This is a genomic window from Sodaliphilus sp. (genome assembly GCF_045598405.1).
Lineage (GTDB): Bacteria > Bacteroidota > Bacteroidia > Bacteroidales > Muribaculaceae > Sodaliphilus > Sodaliphilus limicaballi.
Genome location: NZ_JAZLLZ010000024.1, coordinates 13,161 through 32,331 on the forward strand (window position 1 = coordinate 13,161; position 19,171 = coordinate 32,331).

Annotated in this window: 15 protein-coding genes; 7 read left to right on the forward strand and 8 right to left on the reverse strand. The window is 52.4% G+C overall.

From position 1 onward, the window contains the following. Window positions 1-560: 560 nt before the first annotated feature. The 8 genes from ACKI3C_RS02370 to ACKI3C_RS02405 form a co-directional block, all read right to left on the reverse strand. Window positions 561-854 carry a hypothetical protein gene (locus ACKI3C_RS02370; RefSeq protein WP_407401662.1) on the reverse strand — a complete coding sequence of 98 codons (294 nt, stop codon included), beginning with the start codon at window positions 852-854 and terminating at the stop codon, window positions 561-563. A gap of 18 nt (window positions 855-872) precedes the next feature. Then, window positions 873-1,565, reverse strand: a complete 693-nt coding sequence (gene pssA, locus ACKI3C_RS02375; RefSeq protein ID WP_407401664.1) for a CDP-diacylglycerol--serine O-phosphatidyltransferase — start codon at window positions 1,563-1,565, stop codon at window positions 873-875. A 62-nt stretch (window positions 1,566-1,627) separates the two neighbouring features. Further along, window positions 1,628-2,299, reverse strand: coding sequence for a phosphatidylserine decarboxylase family protein (locus ACKI3C_RS02380; RefSeq protein ID WP_407401666.1), 672 nt, complete (start codon window positions 2,297-2,299; stop codon window positions 1,628-1,630). 517 nt (window positions 2,300-2,816) lie between these two features. Next, a complete protein-coding gene (locus tag ACKI3C_RS02385) occupies window positions 2,817-4,964 on the reverse strand; it encodes an alpha-galactosidase (protein WP_407401668.1) in 2,148 nt (715 codons plus the stop codon). 116 nt (window positions 4,965-5,080) lie between these two features. Further along, window positions 5,081-6,550, reverse strand: a complete 1,470-nt coding sequence (xylE, locus tag ACKI3C_RS02390) for a D-xylose transporter XylE (protein ID WP_407401670.1) — start codon at window positions 6,548-6,550, stop codon at window positions 5,081-5,083. A 74-nt stretch (window positions 6,551-6,624) separates the two neighbouring features. Further along, entirely contained in the window at window positions 6,625-7,941 is a 1,317-nt protein-coding gene (gene xylA, locus ACKI3C_RS02395) for a xylose isomerase (RefSeq protein WP_407401672.1), read from the reverse strand. An 82-nt stretch (window positions 7,942-8,023) separates the two neighbouring features. Beyond that, window positions 8,024-9,505, reverse strand: a complete 1,482-nt coding sequence (locus tag ACKI3C_RS02400; RefSeq protein WP_407401674.1) for a xylulokinase — start codon at window positions 9,503-9,505, stop codon at window positions 8,024-8,026. Between the two features lie 187 nt (window positions 9,506-9,692). Further along, a complete protein-coding gene (locus tag ACKI3C_RS02405; RefSeq protein WP_407401676.1) occupies window positions 9,693-10,439 on the reverse strand; it encodes an NUDIX hydrolase in 747 nt (248 codons plus the stop codon). Window positions 10,440-10,759: 320 nt separating this feature from the next. On the opposite strand from ACKI3C_RS02405, the gene ACKI3C_RS02410 reads away from it, so the two are divergent. From ACKI3C_RS02410 to ACKI3C_RS02440, 7 genes are all read left to right on the forward strand, one after another. Next, window positions 10,760-11,578: a S1/P1 nuclease gene (locus ACKI3C_RS02410; RefSeq protein ID WP_407401678.1), complete on the forward strand. Its 819-nt coding sequence runs from the start codon at window positions 10,760-10,762 to the stop codon at window positions 11,576-11,578. A gap of 44 nt (window positions 11,579-11,622) precedes the next feature. Next, the gene (rpoN, locus tag ACKI3C_RS02415; RefSeq protein WP_407401679.1) at window positions 11,623-13,122 is read left to right on the forward strand and encodes an RNA polymerase factor sigma-54; all 1,500 of its coding nucleotides are present in this window, start codon (window positions 11,623-11,625) and stop codon (window positions 13,120-13,122) included. Between the two features lie 20 nt (window positions 13,123-13,142). Then, window positions 13,143-13,784 (forward strand): hypothetical protein, encoded by a 642-nt coding sequence (locus ACKI3C_RS02420; protein ID WP_407401681.1) that lies wholly within the window; start codon window positions 13,143-13,145, stop codon window positions 13,782-13,784. Between the two features lie 24 nt (window positions 13,785-13,808). Then, window positions 13,809-15,434 carry an AAA family ATPase gene (locus tag ACKI3C_RS02425; protein ID WP_407401683.1) on the forward strand — a complete coding sequence of 542 codons (1,626 nt, stop codon included), beginning with the start codon at window positions 13,809-13,811 and terminating at the stop codon, window positions 15,432-15,434. Window positions 15,435-15,720: 286 nt separating this feature from the next. Next, entirely contained in the window at window positions 15,721-16,227 is a 507-nt protein-coding gene (gene purE, locus ACKI3C_RS02430) for a 5-(carboxyamino)imidazole ribonucleotide mutase (protein WP_407401685.1), read from the forward strand. Then, window positions 16,208-17,944 carry a (E)-4-hydroxy-3-methylbut-2-enyl-diphosphate synthase gene (gene ispG, locus ACKI3C_RS02435; RefSeq protein WP_407401687.1) on the forward strand — a complete coding sequence of 579 codons (1,737 nt, stop codon included), beginning with the start codon at window positions 16,208-16,210 and terminating at the stop codon, window positions 17,942-17,944. The genes purE and ispG overlap by 20 nt, the downstream gene beginning before the upstream one ends. Window positions 17,945-18,269: 325 nt before the next feature. Continuing rightward, on the forward strand, window positions 18,270-18,830 hold the full coding sequence (locus ACKI3C_RS02440; protein ID WP_407401689.1) for a DNA translocase FtsK: 561 nt from the start codon (window positions 18,270-18,272) through the stop codon (window positions 18,828-18,830). The last annotated feature ends 341 nt before the right edge of the window (window positions 18,831-19,171 follow it).

A 19,171-nucleotide genomic window follows, 5' to 3' on the forward strand; every position in this document is an offset into this window, starting at 1 on the left:
CTTGTTTTAATTGTTGTTTTCGGTTTACAAATTTACTCAAATAATACACATCTGGCAACTGCAAGAGGCATTATTTTTTCTTTCACGCTGCAAAGTTACCACGCTGGTGTGCTGGAAATGTGCACATCCGTGTTAACAAAATAAAAATTTTTAGAGCTACCCGCGCGGATCTCACCGATTACACGGATTTAATTTATTATAACTGAAAGAAATTAAAATAATTAGAATAATTATACAAGTTTCGCAAGCTGTAATTTATAAGGTATTAATCGCACCGATAGGTGCGTGGTCGCATCTTGTGCGACTATCGATAACCGGGGGTGAAGTGAGCGTAGCGAACGTAACCCTCGGTTAAAGAAAACAAAGGGATGGCGTGCTGAAAGTACGCGACTTACCGATGTTAGATGATATTTTAACAACATGCGAAACTTGTAAATAATTAAAAAGAAATGTGCGACAAACTATTAAGAGCAAGATAAAAAGAAGAAATCATTTTTTTCTGAAGGAAAATAATCTCTGTGTCCTCTGTGCCTCCGTGGGAGACCAAAGCCTAGGAAGAACTAGACCTTCTCGTATTCCACGTCGGTCACTTGCTCTTCGGTCTCCACGCGTGTGGGGCTTTCGATCTGCTTGCGCGGGCCGTCCACGCGTTCATATTCCACGTCCACGCCCTCGTCGCTGAACACCTTGGTGTTGCCGTGCTTTGACGATGAGTCGGCGTGTTGCTGTTCATATTGCTTGTTGACGTCTTCTTTCACCTTGCGTATTCCCTTGCGCACTTTGCGGGCAAAAAGGAATATTTTCACAAGCGGGTAAGCAATCAACAGCAACAGCAAGATTGCAAAAAATATCAACAGATGCATGCTTTCTTTTTACTTTTCGTGTTTAACAATAGAAATGATTACATATAGCGCAATCATCACAGCCAGTCCGGGCAATCCCAGCGTGGCTACGAGTGCTACTGTTGATAGAATAAGCAAATATTGTGCCCAGTTTTCTTTCACGCTCATGCTGTGCAGTTTCAGCGAGAACATGCGCAGCGGGCACACCATGAGGTAAGACAGCGCCACCACAGCAATCGCAACTGCCCACACGGGCATCTGGTGCTCGGCATACCATGCGGTGAAGCCAATCCAGAAAATGGCGTTGGCAGGTATGGGCAGGCCGGTGAAGGTTGTGGTTTGGTTAGTGTCCACGTTGAATCGTGCCAGGCGCACTGCGCCGAATACTCCCAACAGCAGCGCCACGTAGCACCACCACGGCTCGTCGTAGCCGCGCATCATGTTGAGAAGCACCATGGCTGGTGCCAGGCCGAAGCTCACCAGGTCGCTCAACGAGTCGAGTTCAGCGCCTATGTTGCTCACTGCGTGCAGCAGGCGTGCCGAGAAACCGTCGAAAAAATCGGCAACGGCAGCCAGCGCAATCAGCGCGTATGCCATCTCGAAACCGTTCAGCCCCCATGCTATTTCCTGCTTGCCGCTGAACGACATCACTATCGCCATAGCGCCGCACAGCAGGTTCAGGCTAGTGATTGCGTTGGGTATATTGTTCTTTATTGCGTTCATTGATTTGCTTATCTTCCTAAAATATTATGTTTCTTTTGCCCTTTGGGCCAAGGGGGATTGCTTTATTTCTTGAGTCGTGCGATTTGTGTCTCTCCGCCCCAGGTCTTATCGCCCAGTTTCACCATGATCTCGGTGTCGAGCGGCAGGTAGATATCCACTCGCGAGCCAAACTTGATGAAGCCGATGAAATCGTCGAGATTTACTTTCTCGCCCGCTTCCACATAGGTGACGATGCGTCTAGCCACTGCACCAGCAATCTGGCGCACGAGGATATCCTCGCCCTGCGGAGTCTTGATCACGATGGTTGAGCGCTCGTTGTCGGTGCTCGACTTGGGCAGGTTGGCTGCCAGGAAGCGTCCCGAGTGGTGTTTCACATATTTCACGTCGCCAGCCACGGGCACCCAGTTGGCATGCACGTTAAACACGGTCATGAACACCGAGAGCTGTATCACGTTGCGGTGCAGGTACTCGTCCTCATACACCTCTTCCAGTGCAACCACGGTGCCATCCACGCTAGATACCACCACGGTGCCGTCGTTCTCGCCCTTGAAGTGGCGACGAGGGAGCCTGAAGAAGTTGAGCACAAGCGCAAACAAGATTACCGACAGCACGATAAACGTGATGGGTACTGGCTTGTAGTCAATGAAATAGAGTGCCGCAGCGTTGACCACGACAAGGATAAACAGGACTACGAGTATTATATTTTGACCTTCGCGATGTAATTTAACCTTCATGTAAATTCAGTATTATGTTTTTGCGGTTTTTTTCCAAATTACAAAATTACTCATTTTTTCGCATAAATGCAAGAAAAACCCTAATGTTAACATGGTAACCGCATCAAAATTGCATTCTGTCCGAAGGACAGTACCTTTGATAACCATGTAGGCACGCAGGGGCGAAACTCCAAGAGCCTGCACGGAAAGAATATCCTGACGGATATGTATTGCTGCAACAATTTGCAGTAATTGGCACAAAAAAGAGATTGCGCCGACGTTTGACACGGCGCAATCTCTTATGATTCAATATTATTGCTGTCCGGTTAAAATCAGGAGAGTTGTTCTAACTTCCCCCAAACACTGCTAGTTACGATACTTTGGTATAACCGGGGCTTGGTATAGAATAAAAAAGAAAATGATTTTTTAGTTTATATGGCTCACGCCATGCAGAGCAAGCTATTTTCTAAGCATAAAAATCAAAATAAAAATATTTTCTTTTTTTACCGGACAACAATGATTCAAAATATTGTGTCTTTTACTCGAGCTCGAGAATGTGGCTGGTGAGGCCGCGGCGGGTCGAGAACAGGTCGAGGCCCACGGTCATCAGGTACTCACCTGAGTAGGTGCGGCCGTTGAACCAGTAGTTGTTGCCACGCTCGTTGGTCTCCTTAACCTTGTACTGGCGGTTGGGATCCAGTCCCTGCAACTTCACAGGCAGCAGGTGCTCGCGATAGCGGGGGTTGACGTCAAAGGCAAACACAACAGCCTTGCTCTTGTCCTCGCTAACAAACATTGTGCTCGCGTGACGGCCCTCGTAGGGCGATACAAGGCGATACTGGTCGCCGTCGAGGATCACGGGCTTCATGCGGTTGTAGTTGGTCACAGCGTTGCGGCAGAACTCGGCATCGTCCTTGCTCATGTCAGAGAACTTGATGTCGAATCCCAGTTTTGCCATGCTAGCCACGTCCACGCGGAACTTGATGTCGCTCTCTTTGTTCCATGTGGTCACGTGAGCGCACTGTGCCTTGACGGGATACACGCTGCTGTAGCCCCACTGGATGTAGAGGCGCTCCACGGGATCGGTGTTGTCGCTGGGCCAGAACTCGGTGAAGTATTCGAGTGCCTCATAGTCGATGCGGCCGCTGCCGCCCGAGCAGAGCATCATGGGCACGTTAGGATATTTGGCCTTGATGCGGTCGAGCACTTTGTACAGGCCGCGCACATAGTCGATGTAGAGGTGAGTCTGCTTGTCCTTGAGGTAGTTTGACCAGATGTTGGTGATGGGTGAGTTGCAGTCCCACTTGAAGAACGCCACTTCGGGGTTCTCGGTGAGGATGCGGTCAACCACGCCGAACACATGCTCCTGCACCTTGGGGTTGCTCAGGTCGAGCACCAGCTGGTTGCGGAAGTAGTATTCCTTGCGGTTGGGCAGGTGGATCACCCAGTCGGGGTGCTTCTCATAGAGTTCGCTCTTGGGGTTAACCATCTCGGGCTCAATCCAGATGCCGAACTTCACGCCCTTCTCCTTGGCTGTCTTGCACAGGTAGCCAATCTTGTTGGGGAGTTTGTCCTTGGTCTCGTCCCAGTCGCCCAGACCCTGGTGGTCGCTGCTGCGCGGATACTTGTTGCCAAACCATCCGTCGTCGAGCAGGAACATGTCCACGCCCAGTTTCTTGGCCTCGCCCATGAGTCCGGCGAGCTTCTCCTCGTTGAAGTCGAAGTAGGTAGCCTCCCAGTTGTTGAGCAGCGTCATGCGGGTGCCCTTGCCGTCTTTGAGACGGTAGTTGCGTGCCCAGTTGTGGAAGTTGCGGGCAGCCTTGCCGCGGCCGCTGTCGCTCAAGGTGAAGATAAAGTCGGGGGTGGTGAATGTTTCGCCTGCCTTGAGGGTGTATTCAGAGAAATAGGGGTTGATGCCCGAGAGCAGACGCAGCACGCCGTTGTTGTCAACCTCGAATGTGAACTGGTAGTTACCGGTCCACGCCAGTGTGCCCACGAGCACATTGCCCGCGTTCTCGGTAGCAGGAGCGTCGAGGCTCAGCTGGAAGAACGAGGGAATGAACATGCTGGCGCGGCTGCCCAGCTTGGTGTCGAGCACCTTTTTGCCGAAGTTGAGCTCGGTCTCGCTCATAGCAACCTCGGCAGCCCAGTCACCGTGATACTCGGTGAGGAAGTAGCGGCTGCGGTTGATGTTGAGCAGGCTAGAGGCAAACTTGTGGAGCACCACGGGTTTCTTCTCGCCGTTGATAATCTCGGTATTGGTCACGATGATGTCCTGGTCCTTATAGGCGATGAAGTGCATCTTCACCGTTGTGGGATAGACGTCGTCGGCCAGGGTGATGACGGTGTGCTGAGCGCCGTCGGCCTGGGTAGTCACGCTGTGCGACTGATACTTGAGTTCGCAGGTGCTGTTGTGGTCGCTATGCTCCACGTGCAGAGCGGGCTCGAAGTAGTCTTCCATGCCGTGGGTCAGGTATGCCTCGATGCCACGGGGCAGGTGATGCAGGTCGCTGTCGTGAGTGAGGGGTTTGCCCAGGTAGCTCTGGTACAGGCGGCCGTTGTCGCCCACCTTGAACACGAGCTGCACGCCAGTGGTCTCAACCTTGATCACGGGCTTGTCCTGCGCCACTGCGCACACTGTGCACAACAATGCGGCAGCCAGTATTGAAAATAGTCGTTTAGTCATAAATTAAGATTTTTCTTCCAAAAATAGATAATAGGGACGGCTCTTTTTATCTAGTTTTAGATTATTCTCCCGGATTTTCCGGAATTGCCGGGCTATCCGGGAGATAGTAATAGTGATTATTTCTTTTTCCACAGGTTGTTCATGTCTTCGAGGGTCTTGCCCTTGGTCTCGGGGACAAGCTTCCACACGAAGATGGCTGCGATGACGCAAATCACGCCATACATGCCGTAGGTGAACCAGTGGCCGAAGTCGTCGCCCTCGGTGAGGTGCATGTTGAACATGGGCACGAACGATGAGCTCACGATGAAGTTGAAAATCCACTGGAATGCTACTGCGATAGCAACTGCGGCACCACGGATGGTATTGGGGAAGATTTCGCTGATGTAAACCCAGCAGATGGGGCCCCAAGAGAACATGAAGCATGCGCTGTAAATCATGATGCTTGCCATGCACAGTGCGCTCATGCCGGGATTGCCAAATGTCAAGGCAACACCGAAAGCGCCGATAGCCATACCTAATGAACCAACGATGAGCAGGGGCTTGCGACCCAGTTTCTCAACGGTGAAGATTGCAACGCAAGTGAGCGCCAGGTTGATGGTACCAGTAATCACGGTAACCATCATGGGGTCGCTCAATCCCATGTCGCTATATATGCGGGGTGCATAGTAAAGAACGGCGTTGATACCGATTGCCTGCTGGAACACGCTCAGCATGATGCCGATGAAGATAACCATCACGCCATAGGTGAACAGCTTCTCGGTCTTAACGGCTGCGGTGTTCTTGATTTCGGCAAGGATTTCCTTTGCCTTATCAAGACCGTTGATTTTGCTCAATACGTCCAGAGCCTTCTCGTCCTTACCTGTCATTGCCAGGTAGCGAGGAGTCTCGGGAACGAAGCAAACGAGCAATGCGAAGAGACCTGCGGGAACAGCCTCGCTGCCAAACATGTAGCGCCAGCCGGTTGCAATGGTCCAGGGGTCGCTGTCGGCAGTCACGCTGTAAACGCCAGCACCGATTTGCTCGATAACGGGATTAGTGTGTTCGCCCAGGATGAGGAAGTTTACAAAGTAAACCACCAGCTGGCCGAAGATGATAGCAAACTGGTTCCACGACACGAGTGTTCCGCGCATGTTGCTGGGAGCAACCTCGGCGATGTACATGGGGCAGATAGCCGATGCAAGGCCCACACCGATACCGCCAAGCACGCGATAAAGGTTGAAGACTACAAGCAGACTGTAAGTTGCCTTGCCGTGCTCAAAGAAAAGGAACTCGGGGTTGTAAGAACCCAGCGCACTCAGGAAGAAGAACACACCCGCCATGAAGAGCGAACGCTTGCGGCCCAGGTGTGATGCAAAGAGTCCACTCAGCGCACTACCGATGATACAGCCGATAAGGGCGCTTGAGCAGGTGAAGCCGTGGAGAGCGTCGGTGTACTGGAAGTCACCTGCACCCAGGAAGAACGCCTGAAGGCCTTTCTCGGCTCCTGATATCACTGCGGTGTCGTAACCGAAGAGCAAACCGCCCAGCACGGCTACGAGAACAATCGAAAACAAATAGGCTTTGCTGCCTTTTTCTTGATTTGCCATAGTTTTAGTTATTATGCAATAAATCCAGGTACCCAGCCCAAGCCGGGTACCCAGACGTTTATCAGTCAGTTAATTTACACATACATGTTGAGGATAGCCTCGCACAGTTCCTGCTTGCCGCTGGTCTGCTTGGGCTCGCCCACCTGCTTGCCATACTCGTAAACCTGCTCCAGTGTGAGCTTGCCGTCCTCGAAGTCCTTGCCCATGCCTGCGTCGAACGAAGCATAGCGATCCTTCTTCATCTGGGGAAGGGGAGACTCCTCGAGCACTGCAGCTGCGCTCTCGAGCGCGCGTGCCATTGCGTCCATGGCAGCGATGTGAGCGATGAAGATGTCCTCAAGGTCGGTGCTGTTGCGGCGTGTCTTTGCGTCGAAGTTTGTGCCGCCGTCCTGGAAACCGCCGTTGCGGATGATCTCGAGCATTGCCTGGGTGAGGTCGAAGTTGTCGATGGGGAACTGGTCAGTGTCCCAGCCGTTCTGGTAGTCGCCGCGGTTAGCGTCGATGCTGCCCAGCATGCCAGCGTCAACGGCGCAAGCGAGCTCGTGCTCGAAGGTGTGGCCGGCGAGTGTTGCGTGGTTAACCTCGATGTTCACCTTGAAGTCCTTGTCCAGGCCGTGAGCCTTGAGGAAGCCGATAACGGTCTCTGTGTCCACGTCATACTGGTGCTTAGTGGGCTCCATGGGCTTGGGCTCGATGAGGAATGTACCCTTGAAACCCTTAGCGCGAGCGTAGTCGCGAGCCATGGTGAGCATAGTTGCCAGGTGCTCTTTCTCACGCTTCTGGTCGGTGTTCAACAGGGTCATGTAGCCCTCGCGGCCGCCCCAGAACACGTATGATGTGCCGCCCAGCTCGACAGTAGCGTCGATAGCGTTCTTGATTTGAACGGAAGCACGAGCCACAACATCAAAGTCGGGGTTGGTGGCAGCGCCGTTCATATAGCGCTTGTTGCCGAATACGTTAGCTGTACCCCACAGGTTCTTGATGCCGGTTTCCTGCATCTTCTCCTTGATGTAAGCCACGATTTCTTTCATGCGTGCCTCATACTCCTCAACGGTAGCTGCCTCTTCAACGAGGTCCACATCGTGGAAGCAGAAGTATTCGATACCCATCTTGGTCATGAACTCGAAGCCTGCGTCAACCTTGTCCTTAGCAGCCTGCATGGGGCACTCTGCTGTGTTCCAGGGGAAAGACTTTGTGCCGGGGCCAAACTGGTCGGCACCCTCGGCGCACAATGTGTGCCACCAAGCCATCGCAAACTTGAACCAGTCTTTCATCTTCTTGCCGAGGACCACCTTCTCGGCATCGTAGTAACGATATGCCAGGGGGTTCTTGCTCTCTTTACCTTCAAATTTAATCTTACCAATCTCGGGGAAAAATTCTTTGTTAGCCATTTTTGTTAATGTTTTAAGTCGTTAATTATGTTGTTTGTTTTATTTTCTTAATGGTTCCAGATTTTCTAGGATTAGGAAGATACTACATCTCCTTGTCGAGGCGGGCTGTCCAGCGGGCGTAAGCCTCGGCATACTGCTCGGCGTGAGCAGCAACTGGCTCGATGGTTGCCATCTTCTCCAGTGTGCCGAATGCCTCATCGTTGTCCTTGTAGATGTCAGCACCCATGCCCGCGCCCTTGGCTGCTCCGGCTGCACCGTCGGTGTTGTAAAGCTCGATGGGAACTCCCGCCACACCGGCGAGTGTCTCGCGGAAAATGGGGCTCAGGAACATGTTGGCGTGGCCAGCGCGTATGCGTTGCACGTCCATGCCCATGCCCTTCATGATTTCGATACCATGCATAAACGAGAACACGATGCCCTCCTGTGCGGCACGCATGAGGTGCCCGCGGCCATGCTGGTTGAAGTCAACGCCGCTGATGTTGCATGCGCTGCTGCGGTTCTCCAGCATGCGCTCGGCTCCGTTGCCAAAGGGGAGTATCGTCACACCCTCGCTGCCGATGGGCACCTGGGATGCTAGTTCGTTCATCTGCACATAGTTGAGGTCGATGCCACACACGCGGCGCATCCATGAGTTGAGGATACCGGTGCCGTTGATGCACAGCAGCACGCCCAGGCGGGTGAGCTCGGGGGTGTAATTGACGTGGGCAAATGTGTTGACACGTGACTTGGGGTCATAGTTTACCTCGCCAAGCACGCCATACACCACGCCCGATGTGCCTGCGGTAGATGCGATTTCACCGGGATTGAACACGTTGAGTGACAATGCATTGTTAGGCTGGTCGCCAGCACGATAGGTGACAGGGGTGCCCTCGGCAAGTCCCAGATGGGCTGCCGCTGCCGCATTCACGCGGCACTGAACCCCGAAGGTGGGAACTATTTCGGGTATGAACGACTCGTCGAAGCCAAAGTGCTCCATGAGTTCCCTAGACACGCAGTTGTTCTTGAAGTCCCAGAACATGCCCTCGCTCAGACCCTCGATGGTCACGCCGCACTCGCCGCTCAACTTCATGGCGATGTAGTCGCCGGGGAGCATGATCTTGTAGATGCGATTGTAGAGTTCGGGCTCGTTCTCCTTGACCCATGCCAGTTTGGCAGCGGTGAAGTTGCCGGGAGAGTTGAGCAGGTGGCTCAGGCAGTATTCCTCGCCCAGGGCGTTGAATGCGGCGTTGCCGTAGGGGACTGCGCGTGAGTCGCACCAGATGATGCTGTGGCGCAGCACGTTAAGGTCTTTGTCAACGCACACCAGCCCGTGCATCTGCCATGAGATGCCTATCGCCTTGATGTCGTTCTTGTCCACATGGCTCTGTTCCATCACGTCGCGAGTGGCGAGCGTGAGATATTGCCACCAGCTCTCGGGGTCTTGCTCGGCCCAGCCGGGCTTGACGGCGATGATGGGGGCTTCGTCGCCCGGGTAGAACGCCTGGGCAACGCAACGGCCGCTCGCAGCCTCGACCAGACTGGCCTTGACCGACGAGCTGCCTATGTCATATCCTAATAAATACATCGTTTTGTAAAAGTTTAAGAGTTTAAAGGTTTAAAAGTTTAATCGAGTAATCGATATATCGAGTTTTTCGTAAAAATGCGCCAGCATTTTCGTCTTTCGTCTTTCGTCTTTCGTAGCGTAGCGCATCGTTATCGTCAAAAAAGAGTCATCGTCATCGTAGCGCAGCGCATCGTCATCGTTAACGAAGTTACTCCGTTCCGCGGCGAGACTTCTTGTATTTCACGCGATTGAAGCGGTAATAGCGTGCAGCGCGGTGAGCCACACCCTGCTCATACTCGTTGAGCGGCTCGATGTAGGCCAGCTGCATCATCTTCTTCTTGAAGTTGCGCACGTCGATATCCTTATTATATATGAATTCATAGAGCATGCGCAGCTGCAGTGCGGTGAACTTTGCGGGAAGCAGCGTGTAGAGCACGGCGGGATCGGCATCAGCGTTGTGGCGCACTGCCTTCAGAGCCTCGGTGATGATAGTCTTGTGGTCAAATGCGAGATCCATCTTGAGCGCTTCGTTCACAGGCACCCAGCACACCTCGTTGCCGGCATTGTGCAGGTTGAGCTTGCGGCCTATGCGTCCCAGGGCCACGTAGCCGATGGTCACCAGCGCCTTCACGTTGTCGTCGAGCGACTCTTGCAGCCACTGTGCGTCGCGCTCGGAGATGCGGTCGCGTGAACCGAATGCCTTGAACTGCATCATGTGCAGGTTACGCACGCCGGTGAGCTCTTGGAGCACACGCGACGCCGCGTCGTCCAGGTCCTCGTCGGTATAGATTAATCCACCGGGCAACTTATAGTCATAAATGGTATTTCCCTTCTCATCTACGCCTCGCTTGATGAGGAGCACATACAATGTGCTGTCGGAAAGGCCGAGCACAACACAATCCACCGAGATGTGGTTCACTGCCAAACCGAGTTTGCTTAATGCGTTAGGATTCATAGTCTTTAAAAAATTATGTATTTTTTGATTTTTCAATGGCAAATTTATATCAACAAATTGAAACATGCAAGAAAAAATTAGAAAAAATTTTATTCAGTTAAAACATTATTCATCAACCAACTACTATATTGTATCACTAACAACAACTACTTATTGTAAAATTCACAACAACGGGTTATTGTCAAGAATACAACAATACCTATATTTTGTGGGTGTTGTTGGCGCGTTTTCCTGTTTGTATTGCCAAGAACTTGGCACGATTCTTGCATATATAAATGTAAATGATTACCTTTGTGGTGACATATAAAAAAACACAGATCATGAAGAAAGTTTTAATCGTTTTGAGTTTATTTGTTGCTTTGAGCGCTCATGCTTGGGATGTTGTGGGCCATCGCATTGTGGCCGACGTGGCCTATCGCAACCTTACCCCCGCGGCTCGCGAGGCTGTTGACAAGACTCTGGGCTTTGAGCGTGCCATGGTCGCGCTCTCGTGCTGGGCCGACGACATCAAGAGCGACACCATCTACAAGGGACAGGACAAATGGCACTTCCAGGATATCGACGGCGGCAAGAACGACAAGTTCATTGAGAAACTCTACAAGAACAAGACTATGGAGGGATACCACCTCTTTGCCGCCAAGGACAGCCTTGTGAATCTGCTCAAGAGAGAGCCTGGCAACGCCGATGCCCTCAAATTCCTTGTGCACCTCACCGGCGACGAGTTCCAGCCCATGCACATGGGGCACCACGACGACCTGGGCGGCAACAAGGCTAGGTTCTACTGGTTTGGACGCGGTGCCAACCTGCACAGCGTGTGGGACACCTACATGATCGAATATACCCACTACTCCAGCACCGAGTTCTGCGACTACCTGTGCTTGCGCTTCGCTGCGCAGAGAGACGAGGTGATGGGATGGGACGAGCTCACTTGCATCAAGAAAACCTACCAGGCATCGAGCGACATTTACAAGGTCTATGACGAACTTGCAAAGAACGTGCAGCCCGACGACCGCAACAACCGTCGCTTTGCCTACGGCTTTGAGTACAGGTTTGCCTATAAGTTCCGCCCCGTGCTCGACTTGCAGCTCTACATGGCTGGCATGCAGCTGGCTAAACAACTCAACGAGATTTACCAATAAAACGACACATCACATAAAAACGATAACACCTAAATCACACTATCATGGCAAAAGGCAACAAGAATGTTCAACGTGGCGAGCAAAGGCTTGAGCAGATACAACGCATCAGGATAGCAGAGGTAATGGTCAAGACCAGCGAATTGCTTACAGGGTCCGACGATGAGGCCAACGAGTTAATACACAAAGAGGCCGAGGATAACCCTGCTCTTGAAGTCGATGAGACAACTCGTGCCGACGAAATGTCCTCAACGCAAGGCGATGGGGAAGGCAGCGCCAATGATGACGGCTATGGACGTGATGGCGACGGCAGCGGCTTTGATAATGACTATGACCACGACGACAGTGATGACGACGGTTATAGCCCGTCGGGTCGAGGCGCTGGTGTGCTGGCCCGTGCCGACGACACGCTGTTTGACACCCTGCTGCAGCAGATAGCGATGAGCAACCTCAACGACGACCAGAAGCGCATCGCATGCCACATCGTGGGCAATCTTGACGACAACGGGTTCTTCAACGGTGATAGCTACGAGATTATCGCTGAGCTGATGGCCCAAGAGGATATCTACGTTGAGGAAGACGATATAGAGCATGTGCTCAAAGTGGTGCAAGACTTTGAGCCTGCGGGCATTGCGGCTCGCGACATCAGAGAGTGCCTGCTCATTCAGCTTGCCAAGCGCAACACTCCCTACACGCCGCTGGCAACACGCATGGTGAGCGAGTGCTGCGACGAAATCATCGCCAATAGGCTTGACCGCGTGGCCGCGGCTCTGGACATCGACGTGACCGAGGTAGAACTGGTGGTGAAAAAGGAAATCAGGAACCTTGACCCCAAGCCCGGAGGTGCCTACAACAACACTGGCTCTGGCGACAAGGCGATGCATGTCACGCCCACGTTTGTGGTCAGCGTGGATGAAGGGAACATCGAGGTGGAAATACCTAACACCCTGCCCGAGCTGCATGTCTCCTATAGCTATGAGCAGGCGCTCGCCGACTTCGACAAGCGCGACAAGTTGTCGAAAAACGATGCGCAGCTCAAGGCCGAGTTTGTGAAGAATATCGACAAGGCAAAAACCTTGATACAGGCTCTCAAGATGCGACAAACCACACTCAAGCAGACAATCAGCGCCATCATCCACTTCCAGCGCGAGTATTTTTTGAGTTATGGCGACATCACAGCATTGAAACCCATGAACCTCAAGGATCTGGAGGACATCACCGGACGTGACTCGTCCATTCTGTCAAGAGCTTGCTCGGGCAAGTATGTCTCCACGCCGTGGGGCAACGTCAGGCTCAAATTCTTCTTCTCGGAGGGTATCGTCAAGAAACTGCCCGACGGCTCCGAGGTCGAGGTGGCAAACAAGGAAGTGATGGCTGCGTTGCAGGAACTCATCGACAACGAGGACAAGCGCAACCCGCTCAGCGACGAGCAGCTCACCATCAAACTCAACGCAATGGGCTACCAGCTAGCACGCCGCACCGTGGGCAAGTACCGCGCCGAGAGCCTGAACTATCCCAAGGCCTCGTTGCGCAAGACTTTCGTGTAACAGAAACAAAAAACAGAAATATGATAACACGATTTGGTATAAACAAGATATTAGCAGGCCTGGCACGGTTCGTGTCGTCGATACTGACCCCGCTGCTCATGCCCACCTATGGCGCCATCATTGTGCTATGGGCATCGGTCCTGTGCACTAACCCCACTGGCCACCGTGTGGCAGTGACAATGGTGATACTGGGCATCACGTGCGTACTGCCCATGATAGGCATCGGTGTGCTGCACCACTTCGGTGTCATCAGCGACAAGAGGCTGGGCAAATCTAGCGAGCGTCACATACCCTACGCCATAGCGCTGGCATGCTACACAGCCGCCACGTTCTACCTCAACCACGTGCATTCGCCCATGTGGTTCACCATGTTTGCCGCTGGAGGCACCGTGGCACTGCTCATCACCGCGCTGGTCAACATCAAGTGGAAAATCAGCGCCCACCTCACTGGCATAGGCGGAGTGGTGGCACTGGTCTATCAGCTGCACTCCATGAACCTGGGCGTGTTCACTATGAAATGGCTCCTGTGTGCAGTGATACTGCTGGCAGGCGTCCTGGGCACAGCAAGGCTCATCCTCAAATGCCACACCGTGATGCAGGCAATCCTAGGCTTCGTGAGCGGATTCACATGCGTCACACTTGCAATGAAACTATTCGGCTAACGGCTACACGTTCTAGTTATGAAAATGAGCAAATATAAATACCCTGTCGATAACGACCAGTTCAAGGAAATAAGGGAAAAGGGATTCTTGTATGTTGACAAGACCGACATGATGTATGATCTTGTTGACAAATACAAGTATGTCTTTCTTGCTCGTCCGCGTCGATTCGGAAAATCTCTCCTTTGCAACACGTTCAAAGCCTACTTCCAGGGGCAAAAAGAACTCTTTGAGGGGCTGAAGGTAATGGCCCTGGAGAAGGAGTGGAAATCCTATCCTGTGCTTCATTTCGACATGAGCATGATGCGCAACTGCACCAGCTTGGATGGATACCGTGAAGCACTTTCCGACATGCTTGCTAAATACGAAAAGCAATATGGCGTTGTCAAGGAGGCCGAAGAGTTTGGCACACGCTTTCATCAGTTGCTTCGTCACATTCATGACACACTGCAACAAAAGGTGGTTGTTATCATTGACGAGTATGATACCCCCATGATGCGTAATCTCTATAACGGAGAGGTTATTGATAGTTTGCGCAACATGCTCCGCGGCTTCTATCAAACGGTAAAACTTGATGGCGAATACCTTCGTTTTGTGTTCATTGCTGGTGTGACCAAGTTTTCACAACTCAGCATCTTCTCTGAGTTGAATAATCTCAGGCAGATATCAATGGATGATGACTATTCCGGACTTTGTGGCATCACGCAAGAAGAACTTGACACCGTGCTTCGTCCTTGCGTGGAGGAATATGCCGAGAATCTGGAAATCACCACCAGCGAAGCCTACGCGTTGCTGAAAAAGAACTACGACGGTTATCATTTCTCGCCCCGAAGCAAGGATGTGTATGCGCCATTCAGCGTGCTCAGAGCTTTTGATGGCAGAAATACTAGCCATTATTGGTTTGAATCGGGCACAATGACTTCTTTGATTGAACATCTCCAGCATTATACGTTGCAAGATGCGTTGGAATGCGATGGAGTGAAAGTCAGTGAGAATGAATTTAACATCTCATGCGAGAATGCCGAGACGCCACTGCCTTTGCTCTATCAAAGCGGGTATTTGACCATCGACGCTTTTGACCCCAGGTTCAGAAGTTACACTTTGCATTTTCCCAACCTGGAAGTAAGGCAAGGAATGGTGAGCGGTTTGATGCCTTTGATATTAAGACGCTCGACTTCTGACGGCAATGCCTTGGTTCGAAAGATGGCATCGGCTTTGTTCGAAGGCAATCTGGGGGCGGCATTGGATGCTCTGCGGACCTATATTGCTAAGATTCCTTATGACATCATCACAAAAGACGAATGGGATGATAAAGAAAAGCGCGAATCGTTCTATAAGCTTTTGTTTTACATGGCATTCTCAATGCTTAACTCGATTGTCGATACCGAAGTCAAGAGCATACTAGGACGTGCCGATGTTGTGATAAAAACCGAGACCGATGTGTTCGTGCTCGAACTGAAGGTTGATGACTCGGTCGAGAATGCCCTTGCCCAGATTGATGAAAAGGGTTATGCCATACCTTATGAAGCTGGTAGTCGCAAAGTGACGAAATGTGGTGTCAGTATCTCTTCTGCTGCTCGCAACCTCGCACAATGGTGCATCACCGACTCTGCCGGCAATGTGATAGAGAAGAAGGATTATAATAATTCTTAACTCAAGTTTCGCATGTTAATGTAATTATTGCTAATTCTTTGTCCGGCAGGACAATACCTGAATAACCCCCACCGCCGAACGAAGTGGCGGTGGGGGGAAGAAATGCGACCAGCAATGCGTCCAGCAGGACGCTAATCGGAGCAAATTAGTGAGACTCAAATGGTTTAACACCCGAAACGAAAAATTCTTAAAAACATAAAGGCACGTCAGTGTCGTTCTTAAAGAGCATAGCTCGTTCTTAAAAACTTAAAGGCACGCAGTGCCGTCCTTAATAACTTAAAAAAATATGACTCCACTAGTAAGCATCATCATGGGTAGCACAAGCGACCTTCCGGTAATGGAGAAGGCTTGTAAATGGCTCGACGACAACCACATCCCCTTTGAGGTGAACGCCCTCTCGGCTCACCGCACCCCGCAGCAGGTCGAGCAGTTTGCCCGCCAGGCCGAGGGCCGTGGCATCAAGGTGATAATCGCAGCCGCAGGAATGGCTGCAGCATTGCCTGGCGTGATTGCCGCCAGCACTCCGCTGCCAGTGATAGGCGTGCCCATCAAGGGTATGCTCGACGGGCTCGATGCCATGCTCAGCATCATCCAGATGCCTCCTGGTGTCCCCGTGGCAACTGTGGGCGTGAACGGAGCCCTCAATGCCGCCATTCTTGCTGCGCAGATCCTTGCCGCGTCGGTTCCCGAGGCCGCCGCTGCCATCGAGAAGCACCGCGCATCGCTGTGCGAGAAAATTGAAAAAGCCAACCAAGATTTATCCCAAGTGAAATATGACTACAAAACAAACTGATAGCAGTTACTTCAATTATAGCCGCCGCACCACCGTGAGCGTCAACGTGGGCGGCACTCCGCTGGGAAGCGACTTCCCCGTGCGCGTGCAGTCGATGACCAACACCGCCACCGACGACGTGGAACGCAGCGCTGAGCAGTGCACACGCATCGCCCAGGCCGGAGCACACTATGTGCGTCTCACCGCCCAGGGCGTGCGACAGGCCGAGAGCATAGGCATGATACGCAACCTGCTGCGCAAGCAGGGCTGTAACGTGCCTCTTGTTGCCGACATCCATTTCAACCCCCGTGCCGCATTTGCCGCAGCCGCGCTCACCGACAAGGTGCGCATCAACCCCGGCAACTTCGTCGATCCCGCCCGCACGTTCAAGACCCTAGAATACACCCCCGAGGAGTATCAGGCCGAGCTGCAACGCATCCACGACACCCTAGTGCCTTTCATCGACCTGTGCCGCGAGCATGGCACCGCAGTGCGTCTGGGAGTTAACCACGGCTCGCTCAGCGACCGCATCATGAGCCGCTATGGCAACACTGCCGCCGGAATGGTGGAGAGCGTGATGGAATTCCTGCGTGTCTTCGTTGAGCAAGGGTTTATGGAGGTGGTTATCTCCATGAAAGCCAGCAACGTGGTGGTTATGGTCGAGGCCGTGCGACGCCTGGTGGAGGCTATGGACAAGGAGGACATGCACTTCCCGCTGCACCTGGGCGTTACCGAGGCTGGTTTCGGCGAAGACGGACGCGTGAAGAGCGCTGTGGGCATAGGCACGCTCATGGCACAAGGCCTGGGCGACACCATACGCGTCTCGCTCAGTGAGGACCCCGAGGTGGAGGTGCCTGTTGCCAACAAGTTGGTTGAATACATCACTTCGCGCAAGGGACATGCCCCCATCCAGGGCAAGTTGAGCGAAGGCTATGACGCTCTCATGCCCCAGCGTCGCAAGACCGCTCTGGTCGATGGCCGCATAGGTGCAGGCAAGGTGCCGGTGGTCATCGCTTCGTGCCAGGAAAGCGACATCAAGGGCAACATCCGCCCCGATTACTATGGCATCACAGGCCACGACAGCGTGCACTTTGTTGAGGTGAGCGCCGACGCTCCCGTCGATAGCCTCAAGCAATATAACGACGACCCGCAGGCGGTGCTTGTCGTCACACCTGCTAGCGTAAACGTGCCCGGCAGCATGCTTGCCATGCTCCATGCGCTTGCCGATGCCGGCATCAACTGTCCCACGGTGATGCACGTGGCCTATGACGACCAGGACAGCGAGTGGCTGCAGGTCAAGGCCGGTGCCGACCTGGGTGCTGTGCTCATGAGCGGGCTGCTCGACGGTGTGTGGCTCGAGGCGCCGCGCTATGCCGACCAGGAAGAGGTGGTGAAAATTGCATTTGCCGCATTGCAAGCAGCGCGTCTGCGCACCAGCAAGACGGAGTTTATCTCATGTCCCTCGTGCGGACGCACTATGTTTGACTTGCAGACCACCGTCAAGCGTGTGCAGGAGGCAACAGCCCATCTCACACATCTCAAGATAGGCGTGATGGGGTGTGTGGTGAATGGTCCCGGCGAGATGGCCGATGCCGACTATGGCTACGTGGGAGCTGCCCGCGGCCGCATCTCCCTCTACAAGAACAAAGAGTGCGTCGAGAAAAACATCCCCGAAGCCGAAGCAATACCCCGCCTCATCGCCTTGATAAAGCAAAACAACGACTGGGTAGAACCATAATAAAGGTTTAAAAGGGGCAATTTTACACCAATAGAGTTTTGTAGACTCCCCTCGCGGATCTCACTGAAATATGTAATTAATTTCAGCACAAGTTACGCAGGTTGTGATTTGTTGTCTTGCATGCAAATATGGTATTTGTCGCGCCGAAAGGTGCGTGGTCGCGCCTTGCGCGACTATTGATAACCGGGGGTGAAGTGAGCGCAGCGAACGTAACCCTCGGTTAAGGAATCCATAGGGAAGGCGTGCTAAAAGTACGCGACTTACCCCCATGACTGATTAAAGGTATAGAAAATTAAAATCCGTTGCGAATTATTATATAAAAACTATGAAGTACACTTGTCCCAAGTGCGGGAAACCGCTGGAATATAGCATAGAAGAACTTGCTGCGACGCAATATAAGGTTGCTTGCGGGCAGTGCGGCAGCGCCCTGGAGATTGTGGGCGACTATGCCTACATGGCGATGAGCGACGGCAGCCTTCATCTTGCCGATGACGACCCCGAGCAGACCGCCGATGACTGCTTCGCGCGCGACCCGCTGTATGACGCTGCGGTTGACTATGTCATCACATGCAACGCCATCACACCGGTCATGCTTGCACACTACTTCGACATCCCCATTGAGCGGGCGCAGGAAATCATGCGACAGCTTGAGGAAAATGGTGTCGTGGGACCCGAAAACGGCGGCGCTCCGCGCACAATCCTCATTCCGCACAACACCAATCTGCCTGGCGGATTTCTTGATAAATATGACCCCGACGCACCATCTGCTCCCCCCGAGTTTACCAAGGGGATGAAGACTCACAGCTGCTCGCTGAATTGTAGCGGATGCTTGATGATTTTAGTGCTTGTGGCGCTGGCCGTTGCCTTGTTTGTCAAGATGCATTAATTATTATTGTCGTCCGGTAAAAAAAGAAAATATTTATATTTTGATTTTCATGCTTAGAAAATAGCTTGCTCTGCAAGCAAAATGGAATTACCTCACAGATAGTGTATTATCATTTTGAGGGCAGAGTCCTCCGTTTTAAGGGAGGTTCGCTGGTCGCGGCACGGGCACGGTTCTTGGCGTGGGCCATATAAACTAAAAAAATGATTCCGCTACAAAAAGTAGCATTCAAGTTAGACATTTCTGCTTCATCGAGAGTCAATCCCGAGTCGGCAGGTTAATTTGGGGTGATGCAAGATTTTCCATTTCGGATGGTCAATGCATCGTATATGAGCTCTTACGAG